Origin of the sequence: Actinomadura sp. 6K520, from assembly GCF_004349245.1 — a bacterium.
In the GTDB taxonomy this organism is placed as follows: domain Bacteria; phylum Actinomycetota; class Actinomycetes; order Streptosporangiales; family Streptosporangiaceae; genus Spirillospora.
Genome location: NZ_SMLC01000043.1, coordinates 1 through 25,098, shown reverse-complemented (window position 1 = coordinate 25,098; position 25,098 = coordinate 1). Strand labels below are relative to the sequence as shown.

The 25,098-nt window shown below is 65.3% G+C and carries 23 protein-coding genes; 13 read left to right on the top strand and 10 right to left on the bottom strand.

Annotated features, from left to right (window positions below; all coding sequences use genetic code 11):
- The first annotated feature begins 3 nt into the window (after nt 1-3).
- The 5 genes from E1289_RS14315 to E1289_RS14295 all read left to right on the top strand — a co-directional run bounded on the left by E1289_RS14315 (nt 4) and on the right by E1289_RS14295 (nt 8,287).
- Nucleotides 4-3,843 (top strand): non-ribosomal peptide synthetase, encoded by a 3,840-nt coding sequence (locus tag E1289_RS14315; RefSeq protein ID WP_131980181.1) that lies wholly within the window; start codon nt 4-6, stop codon nt 3,841-3,843.
- Complete coding sequence (locus tag E1289_RS14310; RefSeq protein ID WP_131980179.1) at nt 3,840-4,031, top strand: MbtH family protein; 192 nt, start codon at nt 3,840-3,842, stop codon at nt 4,029-4,031. The genes E1289_RS14315 and E1289_RS14310 overlap by 4 nt, the downstream gene beginning before the upstream one ends.
- Nucleotides 4,032-4,125: 94 nt before the next feature.
- Entirely contained in the window at nt 4,126-5,916 is a 1,791-nt protein-coding gene (locus E1289_RS14305) for a non-ribosomal peptide synthetase (RefSeq protein WP_131980177.1), read from the top strand.
- The gene (locus E1289_RS14300; protein ID WP_131980175.1) at nt 5,913-7,196 is read left to right on the top strand and encodes a cytochrome P450; all 1,284 of its coding nucleotides are present in this window, start codon (nt 5,913-5,915) and stop codon (nt 7,194-7,196) included. The genes E1289_RS14305 and E1289_RS14300 overlap by 4 nt, the downstream gene beginning before the upstream one ends.
- Complete coding sequence (locus tag E1289_RS14295) at nt 7,193-8,287, top strand: branched-chain amino acid aminotransferase (protein WP_131980173.1); 1,095 nt, start codon at nt 7,193-7,195, stop codon at nt 8,285-8,287. The genes E1289_RS14300 and E1289_RS14295 overlap by 4 nt, the downstream gene beginning before the upstream one ends.
- A 33-nt stretch (nt 8,288-8,320) precedes the next feature.
- Here the strand turns inward: E1289_RS14295 and E1289_RS14290 are convergent, their stop codons facing one another.
- Complete coding sequence (locus E1289_RS14290) at nt 8,321-9,076, bottom strand: thioesterase domain-containing protein (RefSeq protein ID WP_131980171.1); 756 nt, start codon at nt 9,074-9,076, stop codon at nt 8,321-8,323.
- A gap of 115 nt (nt 9,077-9,191) precedes the next feature.
- On the opposite strand from E1289_RS14290, the gene E1289_RS14285 reads away from it, so the two are divergent.
- Nucleotides 9,192-9,533, top strand: coding sequence for a hypothetical protein (locus E1289_RS14285; protein WP_131980169.1), 342 nt, complete (start codon nt 9,192-9,194; stop codon nt 9,531-9,533).
- On the opposite strand, the gene E1289_RS40125 is transcribed toward E1289_RS14285, so the two are convergent.
- Complete coding sequence (locus E1289_RS40125; RefSeq protein ID WP_279487342.1) at nt 9,502-9,630, bottom strand: hypothetical protein; 129 nt, start codon at nt 9,628-9,630, stop codon at nt 9,502-9,504. The two genes, E1289_RS14285 and E1289_RS40125, sit on opposite strands and share 32 nt — an antisense overlap.
- 413 nt (nt 9,631-10,043) lie before the next feature.
- A complete protein-coding gene (locus E1289_RS14280; protein ID WP_131980166.1) occupies nt 10,044-10,223 on the bottom strand; it encodes a hypothetical protein in 180 nt (59 codons plus the stop codon).
- A 482-nt stretch (nt 10,224-10,705) separates the two neighbouring features.
- On the opposite strand from E1289_RS14280, the gene E1289_RS14275 reads away from it, so the two are divergent.
- The 5 genes from E1289_RS14275 to E1289_RS14255 all read left to right on the top strand — a co-directional run bounded on the left by E1289_RS14275 (nt 10,706) and on the right by E1289_RS14255 (nt 14,515).
- Nucleotides 10,706-11,617 carry a helix-turn-helix transcriptional regulator gene (locus E1289_RS14275; RefSeq protein WP_131980164.1) on the top strand — a complete coding sequence of 304 codons (912 nt, stop codon included), beginning with the start codon at nt 10,706-10,708 and terminating at the stop codon, nt 11,615-11,617.
- A gap of 69 nt (nt 11,618-11,686) precedes the next feature.
- Nucleotides 11,687-12,526, top strand: coding sequence for an IS5 family transposase (locus tag E1289_RS14270; RefSeq protein ID WP_131980162.1), 840 nt, complete (start codon nt 11,687-11,689; stop codon nt 12,524-12,526).
- 374 nt (nt 12,527-12,900) lie between these two features.
- Nucleotides 12,901-13,119, top strand: coding sequence for a hypothetical protein (locus E1289_RS38200; RefSeq protein ID WP_165970466.1), 219 nt, complete (start codon nt 12,901-12,903; stop codon nt 13,117-13,119).
- Nucleotides 13,120-13,159: 40 nt separating this feature from the next.
- Nucleotides 13,160-13,429, top strand: coding sequence for a hypothetical protein (locus tag E1289_RS14260; protein ID WP_131980160.1), 270 nt, complete (start codon nt 13,160-13,162; stop codon nt 13,427-13,429).
- 132 nt (nt 13,430-13,561) lie between these two features.
- Nucleotides 13,562-14,515 carry a hypothetical protein gene (locus E1289_RS14255; protein WP_131980158.1) on the top strand — a complete coding sequence of 318 codons (954 nt, stop codon included), beginning with the start codon at nt 13,562-13,564 and terminating at the stop codon, nt 14,513-14,515.
- 163 nt (nt 14,516-14,678) lie between these two features.
- Here the strand turns inward: E1289_RS14255 and E1289_RS14250 are convergent, their stop codons facing one another.
- From E1289_RS14250 to E1289_RS14240, 3 genes are all read right to left on the bottom strand, one after another.
- A complete protein-coding gene (locus E1289_RS14250) occupies nt 14,679-15,722 on the bottom strand; it encodes an abortive infection family protein (protein ID WP_165970465.1) in 1,044 nt (347 codons plus the stop codon).
- Nucleotides 15,723-16,076: 354 nt separating this feature from the next.
- Nucleotides 16,077-16,901 (bottom strand): SAM-dependent methyltransferase, encoded by an 825-nt coding sequence (locus tag E1289_RS14245; protein WP_131980154.1) that lies wholly within the window; start codon nt 16,899-16,901, stop codon nt 16,077-16,079.
- An 82-nt stretch (nt 16,902-16,983) separates the two neighbouring features.
- On the bottom strand, nt 16,984-18,294 hold the full coding sequence (locus tag E1289_RS14240; protein WP_131980152.1) for a DUF5753 domain-containing protein: 1,311 nt from the start codon (nt 18,292-18,294) through the stop codon (nt 16,984-16,986).
- 281 nt (nt 18,295-18,575) lie between these two features.
- Here E1289_RS14240 and E1289_RS14235 point away from each other — a divergent pair, with 281 nt between their 5' ends.
- Entirely contained in the window at nt 18,576-18,842 is a 267-nt protein-coding gene (locus E1289_RS14235; protein WP_131980150.1) for a hypothetical protein, read from the top strand.
- Between the two features lie 77 nt (nt 18,843-18,919).
- Nucleotides 18,920-19,492: a hypothetical protein gene (locus E1289_RS14230; RefSeq protein WP_131980148.1), complete on the top strand. Its 573-nt coding sequence runs from the start codon at nt 18,920-18,922 to the stop codon at nt 19,490-19,492.
- A gap of 266 nt (nt 19,493-19,758) precedes the next feature.
- Here E1289_RS14230 and E1289_RS14225 read toward each other — a convergent pair whose 3' ends face one another.
- The 4 genes from E1289_RS14225 to E1289_RS14210 all read right to left on the bottom strand — a co-directional run.
- Complete coding sequence (locus tag E1289_RS14225; RefSeq protein WP_131980146.1) at nt 19,759-20,085, bottom strand: Lsr2 family protein; 327 nt, start codon at nt 20,083-20,085, stop codon at nt 19,759-19,761.
- Between the two features lie 575 nt (nt 20,086-20,660).
- Nucleotides 20,661-22,562, bottom strand: coding sequence for a recombinase family protein (locus E1289_RS14220; protein ID WP_165970464.1), 1,902 nt, complete (start codon nt 22,560-22,562; stop codon nt 20,661-20,663).
- 787 nt (nt 22,563-23,349) lie between these two features.
- Nucleotides 23,350-24,276 carry a hypothetical protein gene (locus E1289_RS14215; protein WP_207928960.1) on the bottom strand — a complete coding sequence of 309 codons (927 nt, stop codon included), beginning with the start codon at nt 24,274-24,276 and terminating at the stop codon, nt 23,350-23,352.
- The coding region (locus E1289_RS14210) for a DNA methyltransferase (RefSeq protein WP_131980142.1) at nt 24,276-25,098 on the bottom strand (823 nt) is incomplete at its 5' end. The genes E1289_RS14210 and E1289_RS14215, both read right to left, overlap by 1 nt.

The window sequence follows — 25,098 nt, the reverse complement described above, 5'->3', positions numbered from 1 at the left end:
TACGTGAGCATCAGCACTCGGTCACTGGCCAGCAGAGAATACTGGCTCGGCCTGCGGGACGACCTCCGGGACGGATACGCGGCCGTCTCCGATCTACTCAGCGCGGCCGATGGCCAGTCGGAGCACAACCCCACCGTCTCGGTCAGCCTGGACGAGGCCACAGCAGCACGTCTCGCGGAAATCACCGGCGGAGAACCCATCCTTTCTTGGGCCGTCGTCGTCGCGGCCACCGCGGTGGCCCTCCGCAGGTTCGGCGCCTCCCACCGGATCGCATTCCTGGCGAGTCCGCCGGGCAGGGACAGCCTCCCTCTCTTGCTGTGGCCCCAACCCGAGTTCAGTTTCCGCGTTTGGCTGACCCAGGTGCGCGGCGCGATAGCCGAAGCGACCGCGCACGGTATCCCGGACGAATCGGTCACAGATGACGATGCGTCGGAAGCGATGCTCAAAGTCAGCTGGACCGACAGCAGCCCGGGGAAAGCGGATGTCGTTCTGACAACGGACGGCACCCGGATCAGCGCACGCTCTGCGGCACGATTGTCCATCCCGTTACAACACTTGGTCACCGGCGTGGTTGAGGTGCTCCGGCAGGGCCTCGCAGATCCGGGACGGAGCCTGGCTGATCTCGCGGTACTCAACGCCGGAACCCGGGAGCAGGTGCTGGTCACCTTCAACCAAACCGCAGAGCTGGACAGCACCCGCCCCTACCGTGAGTTGCTGCTGACACAGGCAGAAATGCGACCGGACGCCGTCGCCGTCCACGATGACGTGAGTTCGATCAGCTACGCGGAATTGTGCCGTCACGCGATCGCCATCGCGCGGCGGCTGCGAGCGGCCGGGGTGGGCCGCGAGACCTCCGTCGCCCTCATCGCGCGGCGCAGCGCTTGGTTCCCGGTGATGGCCGTCGGCATATTGTTTGCCGGCGCCGCCTACGTCCCGGTCGACCTCGCCACGCCGCTGGCCCGGCGGGCAGGCATGGTCCGCGGAACACAGGCTCTGATCGTCGAGGACGGCGTGGAAACATCGGACGACCCTCCCGTCCGGTTCGATCTGGCCGAGTTGCGTCAGGTGGCCGAGTCGGCGGACGTCACCATCGCCGCCGCGCACACGCTTCTGGGCGCACCTCCCGGCACAGGAGAACTGGCCTATACGATCTTCACCTCCGACTCGACTGACACCCCGAAGGCTGTTTGCATCGAACACGGTGCATTTCTCAACCTGCTGGCGACGAGAATACGCGACTATGGGCTCCGTCCAGGTGTGGAGATACCACAGACCGCACCGCTGACGCTCGATTTGTCCATCTGGCAGATGTTCGCGGCCTTCACGGGGGGAGCCACGGTTTGTGTCGTCCCAGACGACACGGTTGGGGCCCCGTCCAAATTGGCCACGTTGGCGATAACGCACCGCCACGCCTGCTTGGCCATGGCGCCGACATCTCTCGCGATGCTGCTAGACGAGCTCGAGTCCGACGATGAACAGGCCATGCGGCTGGGCCGAAGCCTGGAAAGGTTGATCTCGACCGGCGAGGTGCTCAGTCCCGCACTGGCGGCCCGCTGGCACTCCGTGATGCCGGGCGTGCCACTACTAACCGCCTACGGCCCCGCGGAAACCGCGGACACCACCACGGGTGGCCCTGTGTCGGCGGGGGAAATCCAGCACACACCGATCGGTCGCGTGTTACCCAACGTGCGGGTCTACATCCTCGACGAGGACATGCAGCTCGTCCCGCCCGGTGTTGTCGGGGAGATCCACATCGGGGGTCGGAGCGTCGGGCGAGGCTACCTCGACGATCCCGCCCTGACGGCATCGGCGTTCCTGCCGGACCCCTTCACGTCCTTGCCGGGCCGCCGTCTCTACAGAACCGGAGATCGCGGGCTTTGGCGCGAAGACGGCGTGGTCGTCCTGGTCGGCCACGCCGGCGACCAGGTCAAGATTCGCGGGCGTCGGGTCGAACTCAGAAGAATCGAAAATCTGCTGGAAAACTCGCCGGACGTGGGGCGGGCCGCCGTCGAAACGGTCGGTACCTGGGAATCGGCCCGTCTGGTCGCGTTCGTCACCGAGGCCGCTGGCGGCTGGCTGGACGAAGCGGAGCTGCTCGATTTCGCCGCCCAGCGACTGCCCGACCACATGGTGCCCCATGACGTGCTAGTGCTCGATCAGTTGCCGTTCGACACGAGCGGCAAGATCGACCAGCTCGCGTTGCGGGAATACGCCATCGAGATGGTGTCAGGCGCGGAATTCGTCTCCCCTCGCACCGAGATAGAACAGATGCTGTGCGAACTGTGGTCCACCTATCTGAGAACGGAACGCATAGGTGTCCGGCACAGCTTTTTCGCGCTGGGTGGCGAATCGATCGTCGCCATCAGGATCGCCCATGATGCCAAGCAGCGCGGCATCACGCTGAAGCCCCGCGAGATACTGGCGAACCCGACGATCGAAGAACTGGCACGAGTCGCCGTTCGGGCGGAGAACACTCGGGTGATCGGTGTCGAAAGCGGAGACGACAGCGCCTTCGAGTCCGGCGCCCCGCTGACGCCCCCGCAGTTGGCGTTCCTGGCGCGAGACGTCCCGAATCCGCACCACTGGAACCAGAGCGTTCGCTATGACCTACTACGCACCTACGAGCTCACCGATGTCGTCTCCGCGGTCGATTTGCTCAGCCAACGGCATCCGGCGCTGCGCACCAGATTCGACCTGGAGGCCGCGTCCCCGACGCAACGCACGGTGATCGAACCGCCGCCCGTCACCGAGTTCGACCTGCGCGATGTACCCGACCGCGACGTGGCAGAACAGGTGCACACACTGGCCACGGGCCTGCACGAGAGCCTTGACCTGCGTAGCGGGCCGGTCGCGCGATTCGGCCTGTTCCGGCTTGCCGAACACGTCCCGGACAAGCTCGTCGCGGTGATCCACCACCTGGTCGTTGACCTGCTCTCCTGGGACGTGATCACCGAGGAGCTCTCGGCGCTTCTTCGTGAGGGCGACGCGAGAGCATGCCCGAAGCCCGGTCCGTCGTACCTGTCCTGGGCGGCTCACCTGGCCGACCACGTCCGGCACGATCCGGCTCGGCTCGACGTGGCGTACTGGCTTGAGCGGGATTGGGACCGCTGCGCAGCGGTGGTGCCGGAACGTGTGACCGGCGTTGAAGACGCGACCGGCGGGATCCTCACGGAGTTCGACGAAGACTGGGGCCGCGTGTTCGTCAACGCCAGCCGCGCGAGCGGGGTCACCGTCTACGAACGTCTGCTCGCGGCACTCGGCACCGCCCTACAGCAGTGGGCTGGCCTGCCCGGTGGTGACGCACTGGTGCAGCTCGGCGGGCACGGCAGGGAAGACGTGTTGGATATCGATCTGAGCGGCATTGTGGGCTATTTCAGTTCCGCATATCCGTTCGCGCTCCCGCTGCCGGGCACGAGCGGCTCGGACGCTCACACCAGAGAAGTCGCGAAGCGGTATCGCGAGCTACCCGGCCGCGGATTCGACTTCGAAGCGGCGCGTTATCTGCACCCCGATCCCGCGTTGCGGGTCCGACTGGCTGCGCTTCCCGTGCCACGGATCGCGTTCAACTTCTGGGGCACGCCCTCCTACCTCTCAACCAGCGTCGACAAGCACTCTCCGGTCGTTCTCGACAATGTCCAGACCTTCAATACCGGCATGGACAGAGATCCCGGCATGCCAAGGGAGGTCGCGATCGAATGCTACGCGTCCTTCACTGCCGATCGGCTCTCGATTTCCTGGTCGTACAGCAAGAACGTGCTCGGCGCCGACCGAATCCAAACGCTGGCCGACGCCTACGCGAATGCACTGTGGGCAACCCATCGAACCCCTAGGAGCAGGTCGTGACCTACCTCGTCGTCGTCAATCACGAAGAACAACACTCCCTGTGGCCAGAATCCCGCGAACTGCCGGCCGGATGGCTGCCCACCGGCTTCAGCGGGACAAGAGAGGAATGCCTGGACCATATCGCCACGGTGTGGACCGACATCCGTCCGGCCTCGGTCCGGCGTGGCCACACCGCACCGTCGGTGTAGGCACGATGACGCCATCTGATGGTCGTTTACGAGGACATGAGCACCTGGAAGACGCGACGCCGACCTGTTGTCGGCCGATAGGAGATGAGAACTGATGGGTGCCGGGAAAGACTGGCCGGACGCGACGATCACCGAGTTGTTCGAGGAGCAGGTACGCCGCCGTCCCGATGCCACGGCCCTACGGTTCTGCGGCGAGGACATGACTTACCGGGAACTCAACGAGCAGGCGGACCGGCTGGCGCGCAGGCTGAGGGAACTCGGCATCGGCGCGGAAAGCATCGTCGGGGTTTGCGTCGAGCGCTCTTTCGAGATGGTGATCGCCCTGGTCGGGATCCTGAAGGCAGGAGGCGCTTACCTGCCCCTGCACCCGGACGAACCCGCGGAGCGCTTCCGGTACATGCTCGATCAGGCGGAAGCCCAGGTCCTGCTCACCCACAAACAGCTGATCAACCGGTTGCCCGAGGTCGGCTCGACCGTGGTGACCCTGGACGACGAAAAGGACCCGGAGCTGTCCGGTCCTGAACCGCTCTCGGCGGCCACCACACCCGACAACCTCGCGTATGTGTGTTACACGTCGGGCTCGACGGGCCGGCCAAAGGGTGTCTGCGCGCCCCATCGCGGCGTCACCCGGCTCGTGCAAGATGGCGATTACGCCGAGTTCGGTCCGGACGAGACATTCCTGCAACTCTGCGCGCTGACCTTCGACCCGGCCGCGTTCGAGATCTGGGGAGCGCTACTCCATGGCGGACGCCTGGTCATCTATCCACCAGGCACGCTCTCGCTGGCGGAACTGGTCGAGTGTCTGGAGCGCGACAAAGTCACCACGCTCTGGCTGACAACCGGGCTGTTCCACCGTGTGGTCGACAGCCACCTCGCTGACCTCGGGGGCTTGCGCCAGCTCCTCGCCGGTGGCGACGTGCTGTCGCCCGCGCACATCAACAGAGTGCGCCGCTTGTATCCCCAGCTACGTCTTGTCAACGGTTACGGGCCGACGGAGAACAGCTGCTTTACGACCTGCCATCAGGTGACCGATCCCGTCGGTGACACAGTTCCCATCGGACGGCCGATCACGGGCACTCGCGTCTACGTATTGGACGAGAGTCTGCGGCCTGTCCTTGACGGTGACTGGGGCCAACTGTTCACCGCCGGCACCGGGCTCGCCCGCGGATACCTGGGCCGCCCGGGCCTTACCGCAGAGCGGTTCTTGCCAGACCCGTTTCACGCGGGCGAGCGGATGTACGACGTCGGCGACGTGGTTCGGCGCGACGCAGACGGCACTCTCGAGTTTCGTGGTCGCGTAGATGACCAGGTCAAGGTGGGCGGTTACCGTGTCGAGCTCGGTGAGATCGTGGCGGTGCTGGCCGGGCAGCCCGGTGTGAAGGAGGTCGTGGTAGTCGCCAGAGACGATCTCTCATCTCAGGAAAAGACTCTTGTGGCGTATGTCGTTCCTGAGCGGCAGGATGAAAACCTGTTGTCAGAACTGCGCATCGCATTGCATAAACGCCTACCGAGGCACATGAACCCGGCCGCGATCACGATGATGGACAGCTTTCCGTTGACCCGCAACGGAAAGATCGACCGGGCCGCACTTCCGGTACCAGAACAGTCGCCTCGGGAATCGGACATCGAATATGTGGCTCCGCGCACCCCGATTGAGGCTCTACTGGCCGACATCTGGGCCGACGCGCTCGCCGTCAAGGAAGTCGGCATCTACGATGACTTCTTCGATCTCGGTGGAACCTCGCTGAGCGCCACGGACCTTCTTCTTCGTATTCGCAATGCGCTGTCGGCCGAGGTTCCGGCGGCTCGGTTTTTCTACGAAAACGCGACGGTTGCAGGCCTGGCCGAATTCGTCGATCTCGGCTTCAGGGAGGAGAGTCAATGAAACTGACGCGCCCTACCGGGCTGGAGCCCGTCGACCTGAAACAGGTCGACCTGGTGGATCCCGCCGTCCATGCCGAAGGCGATCCTCACGCCATCTGGCACGCCATGCGCGAGCGCGAGCCGGTGCACTGGCAACAAGTCAGCCCGGATCTGGGTTTCTGGTCCGCCACCAAGTACGACGACGTCGCGAGGGTACTGAGAGACCACCAGGTGTTCACTTCCGAGCATGGAACCCTGCTGAACCTGCTCGGCAAGAAGGACCCGGCCAGTGGGCAGCAAATGCCCGCAACGGACCCACCGCGGCATACCAGGATGCGCTCACCCGTCCAGCGAGCGCTCAACCTCAGGATGCTCGAGCGCCATCGTGGTCTGATCCGCGGCGAGGTCGAACGCCTCTTCGCCGGCATCGTCGACGGAGAACGGTTCGACTTCGCCGAGCTCACCGGGAAGCTGCCGATGGCGGTCACTGGCACGCTGATGGGTCTCGACCGCGAGGACTGGCCTCGGTTGACCTACCTGACCAGCCAGGCCATTGCGCCTGACGACCCAGAGTTCATCAGGCCCGAGGGCGGCCAGGCCACGTTGAGGCGCGCTCACCGCGAACTGTTCGCCACCTTCGAGGAGGCACTCAACCGGCGCAAGGGCACCGGGAACGGCGACCTCATCGACGTGCTGCGCACGATGGAGTTCGAGAACGGTCGCAAGCTGCGCCCCGGGGAGATTGTCTCCAACTGCTACAGCCTTCTGCTGGGCGCGAACGTCACCACGCCGCACGTGCCCAACGCGGCCGTGATCGAGCTGGTCCAGGGCGGCAAGTATGACGATTGGGCTGACCACCCAGAATTGCTCGAACGCGGTATCAACGAAGCGCTGCGCTGGAGCTCACCAGCCAGTCACTTCATGCGCTACGCGAAGCGAGATGTCCAGCTGAGCGGCGTGACGATTCGGGAGAACGAGCCGGTCGTCGTCTGGCTCGGTTCGGCGAACCGCGACAGCGACGTGTTCCCTGAGCCATACAAGTTCGACATTCGGCGCGACGCAGGGCGCCACCTCGCCTTCGGCATCGGACCGCACTACTGCGTCGGACACGCGGTTGCTCGCATAACCCTGAACGAATTCTTCCAGGAACTCTTCGGCCAGTTCGAGAAGTTCGAACTCGCCGACGAACCGGAACACCTGCATTCCAACTTCATCGCGGGCATCAAGCATCTTCCTCTCGTCGCGATCCGGCGCTCCCCGACGAAGACGTCCACGATCGGTGAGGTGCGAAAGGCGCGATGACCACGCCGTTCGACAGAATACCGAACGAAAATCCCGCGACCGGCGAGCAGATCGCCAAGGTGCTGACTGACCCAGGGTTCGGCCGGTATGGCACAGACCACATGGTGACGACAGATTTTAACCCCGAACGGGGATGGCACAACGCCGCGGTGCGTCCATTTGCACCGTTGACACTGTCCCCCTGCGCCTCCGCGCTTCACTACGGGCAGGCTATCTTCGAGGGCTTGAAGGCCTACCGGCAGCGCGACGGGTCGGTGGCCTCCTTTCGTCCCAGCATGAACGCGCTGCGATTCCGTAGTTCCGCACGACGGCTGGCGATGCCGGAGCTTCCCGGGGAGTTGTTTCTGACATCGTTGGGCGAGTTGGTTGCTATGGACGAGCGGTGGGTTCCGGAGGGGAAAGAGAAAGCGCTCTATTTGCGGCCGTTGATGATCGCTACGTCGACGCATCTCAAGGTGACACCAGCGACCGAGTACCTTTATGTACTGATGGCAATGCCCGTCGCCTCCTATTTTTCCGACGGGCTCAGGCCGGTCAGCGTTTGGTTGTCGCGGGAGTACTCCCGGGCGGCACCGGGCGGCACTGGTGCGGCCAAATGCGCCGGAAACTATGCCGGAACCTTTCTTGCTCAGGAAAAGGCTCATGGGGAGGGTTGCGATCAGGTCGTGTGGCTGGATCCGGTCGAGCACCGCTGGGTCGAAGAGATGGGGGCGATGAATCTCTTCTTTGTGCTTGGCTCGGGTGTTGAGGCCCGGGTGGTCACTCCGCGGCTCAGCGGCTCACTTCTCCCCGGGGTCACGCGTGATTCCCTCCTGCGTGTGGCGAGCGACCTCGGTTACCGCGTCGAAGAACGTCGCGTCTCCGTCGAGGAATGGGAGGCAGCGGCAGTCTCCGGGGAACTCACGGAGGTCTTCGCCTGCGGCACCGCAGCGGTGATTACTCCGGTGGGCAGGGTCAAGCACGCGACGGGTGAGTTCCTTGTCAATTCCAACGAAGCAGGGCCGATCACCATGCGCTTACGTCAGCGACTCCTGGCTATCCAGGCGGGTGCTGCCGACGACACGCACGGCTGGATGTATAAGCTCCTTTGAAAGTGGCACGTGTGACCTGGCCTGCCGATTCCCTTACGCGGACGAGGCCAGGTCGCGCTCGAATTCGTCCAGTAGCGCACGCGGTGCGTCAAGAAACCGGAAGTGATCACCTTCGAGCAGGGCATAGCGACAGTCCTCGGACACCTCTCGCCAGCCGTTCATCCGATCCATCGGTATCTCCGAATCATCGTACCAGCCGATGGCGGTGATTCCAGTTGGCAAATAAAAGGGTTTCGCGACCTTGTAGCGCTTATTTGCCTCGAGATCCTGGATCAGCAGTTCAAGGCTCATTTCGATCAATTCCGCGGTCGGCTCGACGCCGAGATTGGTCATGATCTTGCCCAGCTCCTCGCCAAGCTGGTCGGCGTTCAGGTCGAGTAACCGGCCGTACGGCCCGTCATGCGGGGCGACCTGCGACGACACGAACACCCGTCTCGGCAGAGGAAGTCCGGCCGCAGCCAGTTGGCGCGTCAGTTCCACCCCAGGTAAAGCTCCTCCACAATGCCCGAAGAACGCGAACGGCCTGTCAAGATACGGCGGCAGGTACTCGACCAGAGCCGCCGCCAATGCCTCATAGGTCTCGTAGTGCGGCTCACGAATCCGCTTCTGCCGAGCAGGCGGCTGAATGAGGCAAATCTCGATCTGGCCGATCCAACGCGGCCACTGACTGTACATCGACGCACTACATCCGGAGTAGGGGAAGCAGAACAGCCGCGCCGCAGCCGAAGGGTCCGGTTTCCTCGACAACCAACGCTGCCTATTGACCCGAGGAGGAGACGTCACTTTCATACTCAGTATGATATTGAAGTCAGGGCACTACCGCAAGCGGATCGAGCGTACAGTGTCACGCTCTTGGGCCGGGCCGGTGGGTACGTGAACTGCTGTCGCTTTCCTCTTCCTCGTGGTGACCACGTCCACCGTGGTGACTATTACCAGCACGATCGCAAGACCCATTCCCACAACCAAGAAAATACCTCGATTATCTGTTTCTCAGAAGCACCGGCTCTGGGACAAGGACGGGTCATCCGCCGACGAGCAGAGACGAAGCGACACCTACCGGCCGACGAGCATGGCCGCCGACCGCGCGGTCGAGATGATGCGCGAGTTGCTCCCCAAGGGTCCGAACCAGCTGGAGGCCCGCGACCCGAGCAGGGACGAGGAACAGTCCCTGCTGACCCTGCTGAACGATAACAGCGCCGCCCGTGGATCGCGGTCTATCTGCCCTGGATCTGCTCCGCGCTGCTGACGGTCATCGGCCCGAAACTGGCGGTCCAGATGCTGCCGGGGCGGGGCGCGTGGTCGAAGTTGATCGCCGCCGCGGTCTGCGCGGCCACCTCCTTCATAGGGGCTGGTCCTGACGGCCACGACCTGATCGGCAAGGCGCCTCCGGTGGAGGGGTGAGGCGAGCGATCAAGGGTTCAGTCTGCCTGAGCCGATCCATGAGCTGGTTAAAGTCGCCGCCGCCATCATGATGGGGGGCGGTCTAGCGGCTGATCATGGTGATACGACCGCGCTGCGGGTCAGCGACCGTCACTTCTGGGCGGACACGCGGCCAAGCGGAGTTCGGCCCTCCGCGCCACCACAGTGTTGACCGATACCTCCCAGCCCGCATCCCGCAGCTCACCGGTCATCCGCGATGATCCCTAGGTGCCGCACGGGCGCCCCACTGCGAAGAGTCACTACAGAGGGGCGCCCATCGGCGAATGTCCGCGTTTGCCGGGGTCTCTGACCACGGGCATCGTCCAGGTCACGAAAACTATGATGGGGAACCGCGCTCCAAGAGCCGGGGCAGCACACTGAGTACACCGCCTCCGGCGCCACCGGCGCTGAGCAGCGCGGCAGGCCAGCCGGCCCCGGCCGCAAGGGTGAGTGCGCAGAAGATCGTCTCAGCGAGCAATGTGGCGATCAGGACGACGATGCCCTGAAGCGTGATCATCGACCGCCTCCCCAACGCCTGTTCCGGCGCGCGGCCGCACTCTTTCCTGTACAGCCCCGGGGTCGGGAGGGTAGGGGCGCGCTGGCCGGTTCCGGCACAGCGATACCTGCTCGCACCCTGCGTGAAGAACGTATGCTGGATTCGACGAGCATGAGGATTCCTTGTGTTCGGAGAAGGCCGCTCCCTTCTTCCAGCCAGAAGGACCAGGGGGCGGCCTTGGGTCGTTACCGGTCTTCGTCGTGATGCCCAGTTCAAGGGCTACGGCTCGATCACATGAGCGACTCCCTTCTTTATGGATCCGGTCGACGAGACTCGGATAGCCAAAGTGTCAGACGCTGGATTCTGGACCGCAATGAATCCAGACATAGGAGGTCCTTCGCCGGCATGTTGTGACCGTTCGCGGACGAACGGCTGCGACGGCAGGGAGCGATGGCGGACAATGAGTGTCACTCGGTAGCGTTCTGTGTCAGGAGCGATGAGAGATGTCCACCAGCGGGCTTCGGCAGCCGGTACCGTCCGACCCTCGAGAGTGGTTCGCCGCCCACCTTCGTGAGCTTCGGCGCAGCACTCTGCACATGCCAACGGAGGAGGCTCTTGCCCGGAAAGTGGGATGCGCACGCTCCACCGTCTCCGCCATCCTGAACGGCCGCCGGTTTCCCTCCTGGGAGCACACACAGGCTCTGGTCAGGGCATGTGGTGACGATCCCGCGCTGTGGCGAGAACGCTGGCTGGAGGCCAGAAGGCGGATTGACGAGCAGCGTCAGAGCGCAGCGAAGAAGGACCCGCTTCCCGGTGTGCCCGGCGTCACGGGCACCGCGATGCTCAGCGTCCAGTGGTACCGCGACAATCGCGAGTTCTACGAAGCCGCCACCGAACAGGTCAACCAGGCGCGTTCCGAAATCCGGCTCACCTATGCCCGGCGCTACCCGCCGACTGCTTTCGCCACCCGCGCCTCCGCCGACTATTTCGATTCAGTACTGCGTTGGGCCTCGGAGGAAAGCGAAGACGAACGCTGTGTGCGACGCATCATCGGCATACCAGAACAGGACGGACTCTCCGATCCGGACGTCTTGGAGTGGGCTGGGGAGCACTATGCAGGCACCAAGCACATCCTCAACGACGAGGCGAACGTGCTGCGGTGGACGGCAGCGGCCGATCTGATCAACATGGCGCTGATTGATGACGGCATGGTCTTTCTGGCGTTCTCCGGCGGCCCTCGGCAGAAGCTCAACGGCCTTAGAGGGCGTTTAGGTGTGGCGTGTCCACAATGCAGGCTTATGCCTGTCCGACTCTTTGTGTCGATATGGGCACCATGGGGCCACTTGCGCTTCCGCGGCCGCAAGTCGTCGGGCCCGTTTCATTCTGATATGCGCTCCGATTTCTGTCTGGTTTGAACTTGCCATAGAAACGCCGTACTCAATTCCTCTTGGCGGTGACGACCGCGCATAAGGTAAGGCTCTGGCGTGACCCCCCGACGCGCATACCCCTCCGACATCTCCGACGCCCGCTGGGAATTGATCGAGTCGACGCTCAGCGCATGGCGCCAGAACCGGCTCGATCGTCGACCCACCGGAAAACCGGCCCTCACCGACCTACGAGAAATCTTCAACGCGATCCTGTATGTCAACCGGACGGGAATCGCCTGGCGATACCTGCCCCACGACTTCCCACCGCATGCCACCGTCTACGCCTACTATGCGGCCTGGCGGGACGAGGGAATCTTCACCAAGCTTGGATATGAACTGACCAGCCTCGCCCGCATCAAGGAAGGCCGAAAGCCCGAACCGACCGCCGGCGTGGTCGACACCCAGAGCGTGAAGACCTCCACCAACGTCCCCGTGACCAGCCAGGGAACAGACGCCGGCAAGAAGATCGTAGGCCGCAAAAGAGGCATCGTCACCGATACGCTCGGGCTGATCCTCGCCGTGATCGTGACCGCCGCGAGCCAGTCCGACAACGCCATCGGCAGGCAGTTGCTCGACCAGACAAAGAAGACCTATCCAAGCATTTCTAAAACCTGGGTCGACACCGGATTCAAGAACGCCGCCGTCGAATACGGGGCCAAGCTGGATATCGACGTCGAGGTCGTCCCCAGAAGCACCAAAACGCCTGGTTTCCACGTCGTCAAACGCCGGTGGGTAGTAGAAAGAAGCCTGGGGTGGATCATGCTCCATCGCCGCCTCGCCCGCGACTACGAAACACTGCCGGCCAGCTCCGAAGCCATGATCCACATCGCCTCGATCGACAACCTCACCAAACGCATAACCGGCGAAACCACCCCAAACTGGCGATGGACCTATTAGGGCACACGGGACGAAAGTCTCAAATCAAACGCCCTCTTAGGTTCTTTCAAGCGGAAGGGCCCCAGGCTGGACTCCACCCCTCAGTAGGAGTCCACTGGAGTTCCGCGGCTGACGGTGCCGCCTGCTGGAGGCTGCAGGTCGCGCTGTTCAGCGCCTATGCCTTCACGTGGTATCAGGGCCGGGCAATCGATCGAATCTCAGAAATTCTGAAGCAACGTCGATTAGAGTGATCGCCCTGCACTAGAATAGCAGTGAAGGAGAGGGCGGTGGGTTCGTGGCTCTGACAGCGGTCGCTGACCTGAGGGAGAGACGCGGGCCGGGCTCTGCGGATGAGATCGAGGCATTCGAGACCGACGTGCTCGCCGGGTTCGTGCTTGATCGCAGTCATTGTCGGCGGCGCGATGTCCTACCTTGTGACCTGGCTTCATGAGCGCCGCCTGACTCGACGCGAACGCGCGGTGCGCTGGGATGAGCGACGCCTGGATGCGCACGTTGTGTACCTGAACGCGGTGAGCGACCAGGGCATGCTCACCCGTCGGCTTGCGGCAACTCGCGGCTTTGGTCACCGATTGCCTGCGGCCAGCCATCGCTGATGGGCGTGATCTGCTGACTGAGGGAGAGGCCAGACGAGGAGTGGCGTTCCAGGTCATCGAAGTTCTCGGGGATGCGGCGACGGTCGAGGCCGCTCATGATCTGAACCGGAAGCTGTGGCATCTGGAATGGTGCGTACGTGGGCTCGTGCATGTGGACGAGGCTGGGTGGGATAACGCCTACCAGGCGTTTCGAAGAGCACGGACCGATTACTACGCCCGTGGGCGCGACGAGTTGCAGGTTCCCGGCGCTGTGCCGACGCTGGCGTCAGACGATCGCCCGATGGTCGGCATCGATCAAGAAGATCCATGAGGGGTGGGAAGCAGCGGATCCAGGACAGGCCAGGGCTGCACTAGGAATCTCACCGTTTGGATACTCCGGTTGTTTCGGGCGATCCGTGAGTCTTGGGGCGGAATCGAAAGGCGGTTGGGGATGGCGCCGAGTGTGGGCATCACGGACGCGGCGGCCAGGCAGGCGGCGGCTGATCTGGGGTGGACGCCGGTCCAGGCTCGGGCCTTCTTGGAGAAGCAGGTGCGCGGTGCCGGTCGGGTGGTGAGTTCGGATCAGTTGCCCGCGCCGTACAAGGGAAGGCGCAGTAAGACCGGCAGGTTCCTGCTCGTCGACGGCGTGCTGCTCCTGCCCTTGGCCGTGGACAGGCGGGATGCCAGTGGCTTCGCCGCGACTGGTTGTGTGGTCCTCGATACCTACCTGCGGGCCAACGGGCGCGGTAAACGTCACATCGATCCGTTCGCGTTGAGCGGTGCGGAGTTGATGGGCCAGGTGCGGCTGACCGAGCACGCGGTGGAGCGTTACCAGCAGAGGACCGGTGGCCGTGCAGATCCGAAGGCGGCTGAGGAGCAGATGCGCTGGGTGCTGGGGCGTGATGCCAGGGCGGTACGGCGTCGGCCGCGGTGGACCAACTCCAGCAACACCGCGGACTTCTTCCTGATCGCGGGTGGGAACGACGGCGAGGAGGAGTTCTGCCTGCCGATCTCCCGGCAGGGCGGGGGCGCGAAGCCGTTCGAGGCGCTGACGTTGCTGCACCGCAGCATGCCCTTGTTCGGGCTGTCATCGGCAGAGTTGGCGCGACGAGTCGCTTTCTCCAAGGAGGTGCTGGCGGCCTTCGACCGGCTGTATCCCGGCGAGGGGAGCACGGCGTCGCGGTTCACCGAGACGATCGCGTTGCACGGCAGGTTGGAGTGGCATCCTCCGAGCGGTCACGCCAGGCACCATGGCGCCCGGTTCTACGTGGTCGCCGGCCCGGTCTTCATTCCGGTGGCGTGGAAGAAGAACTCCCAGGTCCCGCTGCTCGCACTCGGCGTGGAGAGTACCCGCGTGCCGCTGCGCCGACGTCTGGTCGCCTGGTTGCGTCAGCGGTTCTCGCTGCGGGTCACGTGACTGTGACCCGCGCCTGACACCGTGAGCGGGACGATTAACTGGATGGATGCCTCGGTGAGTTGAGTCGCAAAGGGGCACGCTCAACGCCGGCGGTTCCTCGAAACCCGACCCGGCGCCCGGACCGTGAAGCCCAGCCTGCGCTGCGTCTGTGGCCGCGGAGCGCCTACTCGAAGTCTTGTGGCGGTTCGGTCAGGCCGACTGCCAGCACGATGTAATCGAGTAGGAGGGTCCAGGCTTCTTGTGCCCGGGGCGGCAGGTAACGGTAGCTGTGGTGGAGCAGGCGGCAGAATGCTCCGTTCTCGAAGGCGGCTGTGAGGTCATCGATATTGGTATCGGCGAGCTTGGTCTCAAGATCTTTAATAACCGCGCCGGCCTCGTCCTCGTCGAGGGGTGCGATCACCCGGGATGCCCACTCGGCCGACCACGTGCTGACGGTGGGCCGCCCGGTGGCATCGATGAACAACCCCTCGAAGAGAGCGGCCCGGTAGGTCGCAGGCCAGACGTGTAGGTCATTACTTTCGGCACAAGCCTGCACGCCCTCCATCTGAACGACATGGGTGTCCCTCATGGCCCGCTGACCGACGGCCATACCAAGCCGACGCAGCACCGCGTCGTCGCCTTCCGTCTGCAGCGCTGCCTTCAGACCCGGAGCCAAGGTCCCGCCATAGAAGGTCCCGCTTTTAAGGTCCCGGATGAGGGGCTCGGGCATTGCGAGTGTGAGGACGCCGAGTCGCCGCAGTGCCCACCGCGACCACAGCAGCGCGCCGTCCAAGCACAGGTGAAGCATCTCTTCCGGGATATCAGGCTGCTCCGCCCGCCCGTGCCCTGTCCCGTAAGCGTTGCGGACCGGCGCGAGCTGCGTAGCGATGCCCTTCGCGCTCTGCACCAATTGCTTGAGCACGGGCTCATTGCTCAAGTGCTGGCCGGGGAGGCGCACCAGCGCCTTATGAGCTGCCGTCACGCACTTGTCGTAGTCCATCTGTGATCCGGCGACCTCGCCGCGCGTCGCGAGGACGATCTTGGCGATCGTCTCCACCATCTCCTTCGCGACGCCCAGTGCGAGAGGATGGTCAGCGGCTTCGAGGGCGCGGGCCAGACGCCGCTGCGTCTCCTCGATGACCTTCCACGCCTCGTCCGTGATCCCGACCGCTCGTTCGAGGGTGAGTTGGTATGCGGGCGGGATGGCTGGTGCGCCAGGCACGGTCATTTCGCAGGACCCTTCAGGGAGTACGGCGCTGGAAACGTGTCCCATCCAACACGGCAGGGCCCAATCGCTTCACGCTGTTTTCCTGTCACTTGCTGACGCGCCCAAAGGCTACTCACCGTCGGCCTGCTGCAGGTCAAGATCGTACGGGGTTGGAAGCCCCACCGCGGGAGCGTTCTGCGCACCCGGCAGCTATAGTCCTGCCGCCTGTGTGGTGGTCACGAGACCTGGTGGACTCTCGCGACCGCAGCGCTCATAGCGAGGTCGAGCCGAGCTGGTCCTGCAGGGGCGCCTGCCGACGGCCGCGTCGACCTGGTCCCGCTCGGGCCGGTTCGCCGGCGAGAACCGACCGGTGCCTCAGGGTTTGCGGGCGACGCCGCAGTAGGCCTCGACGGTGCCGGGGGGGAGTGGGGAGGGGTCAGGGCGCCAGTGTGGCAGGGAGACGACGCCGGGGTCGACGAACTCGAGGCCCGTGAAGAAGGCGCGGATCTGGTCGGGGCTGCGCAGCCGGTAGGGGGCGGCACCGGTGTCGTCGTAGCCTTGCTGGGCTTCCAGGAATGCCTGGTCGGTGGAGGTGCCGTCGTAGAGGGCCAGGTAACTGCCCGGTGGAAGCGCGGCGATCAGGGTGGTGATGATCCGGGTGGCGGTGGCGTCGTCGGGGACGTGGCCGATGATGCCCATCAGCATCAGTGCGATCGGCCGGGTGAAGTCGAGCAGTTGCCGGGCGCCGGTGAGGATCTGGTCGGGTTGGTGCAGGTCGGCTTCGAGGTAGTGGGCGGCGCCTTCGGGTTTGCTGGTCAGCAGGGCGCGCGCGTGCACCAGCACCAGGGGGTCGTTGTCGACGTAGACGATGCGGGAGGCGGGGGCGGCGCGCTGGGCGACCTGGTGGGTGTTGTTCTCGGTGGGGAGGCCGGTGCCGATGTCCAGGAACTGCCGGACGCCTTTGTCGGCGGCGAGGTAGGTCACGGCACGGCCGATGAAGTCGCGGGAGGCGCGGGCCAGCGGGATGATGCCGGGGAAGGTACGTGCGTATTCTTCGCCGGCCTGCTGGTCGGCAGGGAAGTTGTCTTTGCCGCCGAGCCAGTAGTTCCAGATCCGTGCCGAGTGCGGGATGCTGGTGTCGATTCTGCCGTCGGGGTCATCGTCGTGGCCGGCCCAAAAGTCCCGGTTCTCGCTGCCCATAGGTGAACCCCAGCCCGCGTGCTTGCTTATCCTTTCCTTCTATCAGACCAGACCTGGTGCGGTATTGCACGGGACGGCGTGGTTATGGCTGGAGCCGGTCAAGCATTTTCAGCAGCAGGCTGACGCTGGCGTGGGGTTCCATGGCCTTGAGCGCCAGTTGCTGGTAGCGCAACGCGAAGTAGTCGACGGCCTCGCTGTCGTCCACATAGATGCCGTGATCGTTTTGTTCGAGGTAGACGATGTCGCCCACGTCGGGTTCGGGGAATCGCATCAGTGTGATCGGCCCGGCGGGAACGACGCGTTCGGCGTCGGTGCTGCGGACGAGCTGCAGGGTGATGTGCGGGTAGGCGGCCATGGCGATCAGGTGTCGCAGTTGTCCACGCAGTACCGTGGGCGGGGCGGTGCGCCGGGCTAGGGCCCGCGGGTCGATGATGGCCCAGTAGCGGGGGGCGTCCGGGCGGTGCAGCAGCTGCTGGCGGAGTTGGCGTAGTTCGATTCGTTGCGCCAGTTCGTCTGCGGGAATGCCGGGCAGGTCCTCGGTGAGCACATGCCGCGCGTAGTCGGGGGTCTGCAGCAGTCCGGGGACGCGGCGTGGCGCATAGACGCGGATGAGGTCGAGTTCGGGTTCCAAGGTGAGGTAGGGACCAAACCAGGCGGGCACTACTCGGCGGTGGTCGCGCCACCAGGCATCGTCGTCATGTTGCCGAGCGTGGGCCAGAAGTCGCCGGGCGGCATCGTGTGGGTCGTTACCGTCGACGGGGGTTCCGAAAGCCAAGGGTGCTAGTCCGGAGGCGAGTGGGTCGGGGGAGATGAGACCGATGCCGCGACCGGGTGTGTCGTTGAGCGGGTCGTCTGCTTGCCCCGAGTGCGGCAACTCCGGGCCCGGCCGCCTTTCACGCGCTGGTGGCCTGGGGCGCAGGTGCGGTGGCGCGGGTTCTGGCCGAGCGGGAGAGGGGTGCGCGGGCTCTGCCGCGGGCAGCCCAGGTGCCTCGTCTGCGGCCTTGGACGGGGCCGGGCGGTGGAAGCGGCGATGGAGCTCTTGGCGGGAGGTCATGGCGCGGGTGTCGAGTCCTCGCTGCTCGGCGATGTGGTGGATCACCGCCCACAGGCTCTCCACCAGTGCCCAGCGCAGTCTGTTGGTATGGATGCCCCGCATTACGTCGTTGGCCGTTGAGCGGGGCAGGTGCTCGACGTAAACGCCGTGCACTATCCGCTTCGCGGACGCCAGCTCGCCTGAAACGCGCGCAATGTGAGCAAATGTCGGTTTGTTGGCCGCAAGATGATCTCGGTTCAGTAGGGCAACCACTGCGGAGAACTGCTCCACACGATCACGTTTTGCCATGCCTGTGTTCCGATCGATCTCAGCTGCCTGTCCGCCGATGTCATTGAACATAGTGGCAGCCCCCTGATGGAAAGCCGGTCACATGACACAAATCAGTCGACCTGGTTGAGCTCTGACCTAACTCGGCACTCAGCTGATTTCGAGCGAACGTTCAGATTGTGGTGAATTCCGGATGCGTCTCGGATACCGGTCGGTATATCCGAGGAACGTCCGGGAAACGGCGTTTAGGTCGCGTCATTTCGAAGGCGGCAGTCAGTGTGATCTCACCTCACACCAGGCCGTCCCGGGCCCCCCGGGGCCGGCATGGGGTGCCATCACACGAAAGGAACGCGATGCTGCGGTGCGCCGCATCACCACTTCAGCGCCTGATCAGCTGCTCGGATCCGGCCAGGTCGGCCGGGCCGGGTACGGGCGCCACCTGCCTGGACGACGCACGGGCCGCGCTGGCGCTGATCACCATGTGGTCGATCCAGACGGGCAAGACCCTCCCCGCGGTGCCGATCGAGCAGCTCACCGCCCGCCAGCTTGAGGACTTCTGGGCTGATGACTCCATGCTCGACTTCCGCCTCGCCCCTCGGCCCCGCCTCGACCGCCGGTGAGCCCCGTCGTCCCGACCGCCCATCCGGCCGGGCGCCCCTTCCCGCCGCCTCCCACCAACCAAGCGAGAAACCCCAAGATGCACACCACTCTCATCGCCGTCGATATCCCCAGCTTCGGTGACCAACGACGCGACGCCGACGCCCAAAGATTCCTGCGCACGCACCTGTATCGTCACCTGCAGGAAGCCTTCGAGATGTCCAGGCTGCCCTGGGGGGCATGCCACCGCGAGGACCGCGGCGACGGCGCCCTGATCGTCACCCCGGCCGAGGTACGTCCCACCGCCGCCCTGGACCCGCTGGCCCACCACCTCACCGCGCTGCTGCGCCGCTCCAACCGACTCGCCAACGACCTCGGCCGGCTCCGGCTCCGAATGGCCGTGCACACCGGCGACATCGAGCGCGACGAGTACGGTGTGCTCGGCCAGCCACTGACGCACCTGTTCCGGCTACTGGAGGCCCCCGCCTTCAAACAGCACCTCGCGGCCGCCGACACCGACCTCGCCATGCTGGTCTCCCAGCAGCTCTACCAGCACGCCGCCGCATCCGGCCTCATCAACGCCGCCGCCTACCGGCCCATCAGCGTCCGCCACAAGGAAACCCGCACCTGCGGATACCTCTGGCTACCACCCGTCTACCGCACCGGGCACTGACCCACACGCGCCCCGGCGTCAGAGGCCGTACTCAGAAAACACCCCGGCATGGCGTGCTGCTCGACCCGCGCGGACGAGGTTGTCGGCAAAGTACAAGCTCGATTAGCCGGGTAGCCATTGCTGTTGGGTGGCCCTTGGTACCTTCCGATGACCACTCCCATGTGGTGGCCAACGGGCGATCGTTCCTTCCCAGTGCGACAAGCAGGGGGCCGCCGGCCGGAGCCGATGAGTCCCTCGGGCGCTGCGTACACGGCTGTGCGGGCTGGCTAGTGCGCGGCCTCGTACTGCTCGATGACGGTGGCTGGGATGCGCCCACGCTCGTTGACCTTGATGCCGTTGGCCTTCGCCCATTCGCGGATCTCGGCGCTGCGCTCACGGCTATTGGTGCTACGGGCCGGGGCCTTGCCGCCCCTGGTGGCCTTGAGCCGTCGACCGCTCTGCATGTAGGCGTGCAAAGCACCGCGAAGCTTGTCCGCATTGCCTTCGTTCAGGTCGATTTCATAGGCCGAACCGTCGATGGAGAACCGTACGGTCTCGTTGGCCTCCGAGCCGTCGATGTCGTCCGTCATCTGGACGATTACCTTCTGAGCCATGCCTGTTCCCCCTACGTTGCCGTTCTTCTGATTATCTCGACCGTAGCTGACTTCGGCGCGTAGTTAATCCGGATCAGAGTCCGATCCGGTGTCAGCAGGGGCGACGAGAGTGCCCGTCGCGCCGTTCGGGATGGAGGGCGCCCGTGCCTTGTAGACACCTGATCGCTTGGGACGATGGGAGCCAGCGGAGTTGGTGCGGGCCGGTCGGAGACGAAGGAGCCGGCAGGGAAGTTCGAACCTCCGGCCGATCCGGAACCGGGTGGTCCAGGCCGACCGCGATGACGGCCGCAGGACCGACGGGCCGACCAGCGCGGAGAAGGACGAGGTGCGGCCCGGCTGCGCCGCGAGGTCCCTCGGGTTTGTGGTGACTGTCATCGAAGATGAACGCGGTCTCGGCATAGGATCACGGCCAATCCGGGACCCAAGGGGACAGCCTGCGCCGTCTCGCATGGCATGGCGTTTAAGGCGGCCGATGGTAGGCAGAGGGGTCCTGCCCCCCCGGCTATGGATAACATGTCCCCTCAGAATTATGAGCAGGTGGGTAGCCAAAAAGAACCCGAGACTGCATTCTGCGGCTAGAAACGGATTTGTACCTCGACGCCCAAACGGCTCGATTGCGCCATGGCCGGTGACTGCGTGGATCTGGTGCGGCTAGCAGTGTTGGTCGGGGAGATCGTTACGGGTGGTTGAGGGTCGCGGGATTCGTTGAGTGCGGGGGCGAGGATGGTTTGGCTGGCGTGGGCGAGGGTCTCGACGGTGTCGTCACTGATCGTGATGCGGATGGTGATGGCGTGTTCGTTCGGGTGGTAGCGGATTTGCAGGTGGAAGGCGTCGTAGAGGTGTCGTTGGAGGTGTTCGGGTAGTTCGGCCAGGTGTGCTTGAAGGTGGGGGAGTCGGTCGAGTAGCTCGGTGTGGTGCTCGTTAGGAGGCGGTTCGGCGTCCTGGGTGTGCAGCTCGGCGAGTTTGGTGCGGCGCTGGGTTTCCAGTTCCGCGAACCGGATTTGGAGTTGGCGGGTGAGTTCGCGTTCGGTTTCGGGGTCGAGGTCGATGTTGTCTTCGTCGAGTTGGTCGAAGCGGGCGATGAGGCGGTCGCGGCGTCGGGTGAGGTCGTCGATGGTCTTCTGGAGTGCCTGGCGTCGGGCTTGCCAGTCGTCGTGGGCGCGTTGGTCGCTGACGGGTAGGTCGGCTTCCAGGAGCGTCCGGCGGTGCGGCCCGAAGATGCGGTCGGCGAAGAAGGTGTGCACGGCGTCTAGCAGGGGTTCTTCGCGGAGGCGCACCGTGGGTGGGTGGTCGGGAAAGCGGTCTGGGCGGCCTTTGTGGTTCCGGTCGGGCTGGCAGTAGTAGTAGACGGCTGGGTAGGTCCGTGGGTGGTCGGTTTTTCCGGCCATTCTCCGCTCGCACAGGCCGCAGACGATGTAGGAGCGCAGTAGGTAGCTGTGGCGGGTTTGCCGGTGGCGGTTGGGGCCGGGGGCGCGTCGGGAGCGTTGGCGGGCTTGGGCTATGGCTTGGGCGGCGTCGAACGTTTCGCGGGTGACGAGGGGTTCGTGGGTGGGCTGGTCGGACCAGACCCAGGCGCTGGGTGGGTTGACCTTGCCGCGGGCGCTTGTGGTGGCGCGCCGGTTGTACACCATGTAGCCGGTGTACTTGGGGTTACGGAGGATCTCGCGGACACCGGATCGGCTCCAGGCGTTGCGGTCGCGGTAGCGGGGGTTGAGGGACATCGGTGGTGGATAACGGTCCTGGTCGGCGTTGAGGAGATCGGTGATGTCGCCGTATCCGAGCTTGTCCACCGCGCGCCAGTGGAAGATTTGAGTGACTGCGGGGCCGCGGACCGGGTCGGGGACCAGCCGGGTTTTGGTCTTGCCCTCGGCGGCCTTGGCCGGGACGGGGTGGGGGACCTTGTCGGCGAGGTATCCGTAGGGTGGGTGGCCGACGTTCCAGCCTTGCCGGGTGTGGGTGCGCAGCCCGTCCCAGGACTGCTCGAGCATCTGGATCGCGTACCACTCGGCGATGCCCTGTTTCACGCGGCGGGTGAGGATCGCAGTGGCGCGCTTGCCGGTCAGGGTGATGGGCTCGTCGGCGGCGAACAGCGGGATGCCGGCTTGTTCCAGCTCGTGTTCGATCTTGGTGCCGTAGAAGGTGCGGCGCGAGATCCGGTCGATCGACTCGCACACCACCGCGTCGAAGCGCCGGTCGGACCGGGTGGCTTCGGCGAGCAGGTCCTGGATACCGCCGTCTCGCGGGATGGGGATCTGGAACTGGTCGTGGGCGGTGCCGCGTCCACGTTCTTCGAGGTTCTTGCGGCCCGATTCGATGTCGTAGAAGTGGGCGACGATCAGGGCCCCTGCGGGGAGAGCGTGGCGGCTGTTGTCCAGTTGGCGGGGCAGCGACAGGGTGGGGTCCTGCACGTCGTCGGTGGACGTGCGTCCGCACCAGGCCACTCGTAGCCCGTCGAACGGGTCGACCACGCCTGCCACGGGTGTGGCTGCCAGCCCTGGGCGAGAGATCACCGTCACTGGCGTTACGGACCGAAGCGCGCCGCTCGGGTGGGACGATCCGCTGGTCCGGGAACTCATCGCGCTGCTCCTGGGCGCAATGCCAACTGGAGGCAGGGCGCGAGGATGAGCAAGTACACCCACAGCTGTGCTTGTCGAAGGATCTCAAATATGATCCGCCGCTCGTTTGGAGTGACGCTGCCCTGGTGGGGGTCATGTGGTGTTGGTTTCTTCATCGGCTACCCACAGCAAGAGTTCGCGGATGACCTTGGCTTGCGCCGCCCGTAGCGCGGCGCCTTCCTGGCCGCCGACGGTGATGATTTCCACGCGCACCTTGAGCGGTTCGGCGTAGTGGTCCGGACTGCCGCTGCCGGGTGGGCAGGGGCGGTCGCCGGGACGTCCGGTGCGGCCTGCCATCACAGACCGACCGCGACCTGAGACGCCCCGGCCAGGCCCCTGGGCGTGGCTGGTGGGAGACCCCCCTCGCGTCTCCCATGCCGAGACCGCGACCCAGGGGGTCGATCGATGCTCGGCTGCGCGGCTGTGGTCAAGTCGAGCGCCTCGATCGCACCCGGCGCTTTCCGTGTGTCAGGGGTTGGGGGAGTGGGGTTCGGCAGGACGGCTATGGACACGGAGTCTGTAGTGGCGAGGTCTCGTCTCCACCAGCGCGGCGCCCTTGCCGGGCCTGCACAACGGTTGGCGCGCGCGCCCAGGGCTCCGTTGGCGGATTCGCCGGGCAACTGCACGTGCACAAGCGCGGAGGGAGGCGTCATCGTTGTTGGTCCCCGTCCGTCTCGCGTGCCGTACAGCGTGAACGGCGGTCATCGGGCCGCCGCCTGTCGGTTACCGGCTGGATGCGGGTCGGTGAGGAGGATTCGCTGCGTGCGGATGAGTCGGGGACTGGCAGGCAGCCGCACCCGCCCCAGTCGAGCCCGTCATGGGCGGCGCGCTGCCCGTCCGGATCTTCGGTTGTTCCTGCCCGGCGCTCTAGGCGTTGGCGAAGTTGCCGGAGGGTCAGTGGCTGTGTGGTCCCGCCGCGGCGTTCACGCAGGACCGCGACGTTCTTGCCGAGCCGGTTCTGGAATGCCTGCTCGCGTCGTTCGTGGTCGAGGTACCGGTCGGGGAAGACTCCCCACAGGTGCGCCCAGGCGGCCTGGCCGCCGCGGACGCATGCGCCGCCGCAGTTGTTGTGCGGAAATCCCAGCGCATACAACCGAGGTGGTTCCAGGCCGCAGGCACGCGCCTGATCCAGGAGTTCGTCCTTGCTGGTCCACGGCGGGTCGCACAGCGGGGCGTGGGCAAGCCAGGGCTGGTAGCCGCGTTCGATGGCCGGCAAGCGGTGGAGTTCGCTCCAGTCGATTCCGACATGGATCACCGTGTCGGCCGGGTCGGTGTGCTGAGCTAGCCACCGTACGCAGGGGATCTGCTTGAGTCGCCGGGAGCACGGCGCCACCCGTGCATTTCCGATGTAATGCTCGTCGTCGAACACCTGCCACGGCGTCCGGCCGTCCGCGATGCGGATCAACGGTGCACCGATCTGTGCCGCAGCTTCCTCCAGGAACCGGTAGAGGTCCTCGTCCTCGGCGTAGGTGTCGGCGAACAGCAACTGCAGGTTGCTGGTGCCGTGTTCGTCGGCGACGCGGCGGGCGGCGGCCCAGCTGCTGATCCCGCCGGAAAACATCACCACGTGCCGCATCACCGCTCGCTACCCGGCGTGCCGCCCTCGCCCGTATGGTCAACAGGTGCATGCGGCGATTTGCGAAGGACGAGCACGTCTTCGTGGGCGGTGACGTGGAGAGGGAGCCCGGCGGCGCGGGCCTTGCGGGTCTCGTGGGCGGCGAAGAACGACGCCCGGGTGACCAGCCGCTCGTCCTTGATGCCACACAGCAGCGCCACCAGCCGCTGCACGGGTTCCAGCCCGGCGTCTTGGGCGGCGGCCCAGATTTGGCCGGGGAAGTCGACCAGGTGCCCGTGGCGGCGGAACGGGCGGGTGGTGATGGCCACGATGCCGCCGGGCCGCAGCAGCGGCACGCAGCCGGCCAGGATGTCGGCGAAGCCCGTCAGCAGCCGCTGGTGGCTGCCGCGGGCCAGATTCCCGGGTGTCTTGCCGTAGGAGTAGTCGGACTTGTGGACGCCGGGTTGGCCGGAGTCGCGGGTGGAGCGGACCTGCCCGTGGACGGATTGTCCGTAGGGCGGTGAGGTGAGCAGCAGCGCGACCCGCCCGGCCAGCTGTGGGTCGGTGACCAGGGAGTGGGCGTGTCGGGCGTCGCCGATGATGACGGCGCCGCTACCGGTGGCGCCCTGCTCTTGGGCGTGGTCGAGGTTGTCGCGCGCCAGTGCGGCCCACCGGGGTTCGAGTTCGATCCCGATCGCGTCGCGGCCGGCGTGAACGGCTTCGACGAGCGTGGTGCCGATGCCGCACATCGGGTCCAGCACGAGTTCGCCGGGCTGGGTGTAGGCGGTGATGGCGGTGGCGGCGACGGCGGGCAGCATTTTGGCGGGGTGGGCGGTGGAGTCG

Excerpts from the sequence above, each read along its gene's own strand:
- E1289_RS14300 (WP_131980175.1), top strand. The coding sequence starts at position 5,913 with ATGAAACTGACGCGCCCTACCGGGCTGGAGCCCGTCGACCTGAAACAG.
- E1289_RS40125 (WP_279487342.1), bottom strand. The coding sequence starts at position 9,630 with ATGAAGGAGGTGGCCGCGCAGACCGCGGCGGCGATCAACTTCGACCAC.
- E1289_RS14275 (WP_131980164.1), top strand. The coding sequence starts at position 10,706 with ATGTCCACCAGCGGGCTTCGGCAGCCGGTACCGTCCGACCCTCGAGAG.
- E1289_RS14240 (WP_131980152.1), bottom strand. The coding sequence starts at position 18,294 with ATGTTCAATGACATCGGCGGACAGGCAGCTGAGATCGATCGGAACACA.
- E1289_RS14305 (WP_131980177.1), top strand. The coding sequence starts at position 4,126 with ATGGGTGCCGGGAAAGACTGGCCGGACGCGACGATCACCGAGTTGTTC.
- E1289_RS14235 (WP_131980150.1), top strand. The coding sequence starts at position 18,576 with ATGCTGCGGTGCGCCGCATCACCACTTCAGCGCCTGATCAGCTGCTCG.
- E1289_RS14295 (WP_131980173.1), top strand. The coding sequence starts at position 7,193 with ATGACCACGCCGTTCGACAGAATACCGAACGAAAATCCCGCGACCGGC.
- E1289_RS14290 (WP_131980171.1), bottom strand. The coding sequence starts at position 9,076 with ATGAAAGTGACGTCTCCTCCTCGGGTCAATAGGCAGCGTTGGTTGTCG.
- E1289_RS14250 (WP_165970465.1), bottom strand. The coding sequence starts at position 15,722 with ATGACCGTGCCTGGCGCACCAGCCATCCCGCCCGCATACCAACTCACC.
- E1289_RS14215 (WP_207928960.1), bottom strand. The coding sequence starts at position 24,276 with ATGCGGCACGTGGTGATGTTTTCCGGCGGGATCAGCAGCTGGGCCGCC.
- E1289_RS14245 (WP_131980154.1), bottom strand. The coding sequence starts at position 16,901 with ATGGGCAGCGAGAACCGGGACTTTTGGGCCGGCCACGACGATGACCCC.
- E1289_RS14230 (WP_131980148.1), top strand. The coding sequence starts at position 18,920 with ATGCACACCACTCTCATCGCCGTCGATATCCCCAGCTTCGGTGACCAA.
- E1289_RS14225 (WP_131980146.1), bottom strand. The coding sequence starts at position 20,085 with ATGGCTCAGAAGGTAATCGTCCAGATGACGGACGACATCGACGGCTCG.
- E1289_RS14280 (WP_131980166.1), bottom strand. The coding sequence starts at position 10,223 with ATGATCACGCTTCAGGGCATCGTCGTCCTGATCGCCACATTGCTCGCT.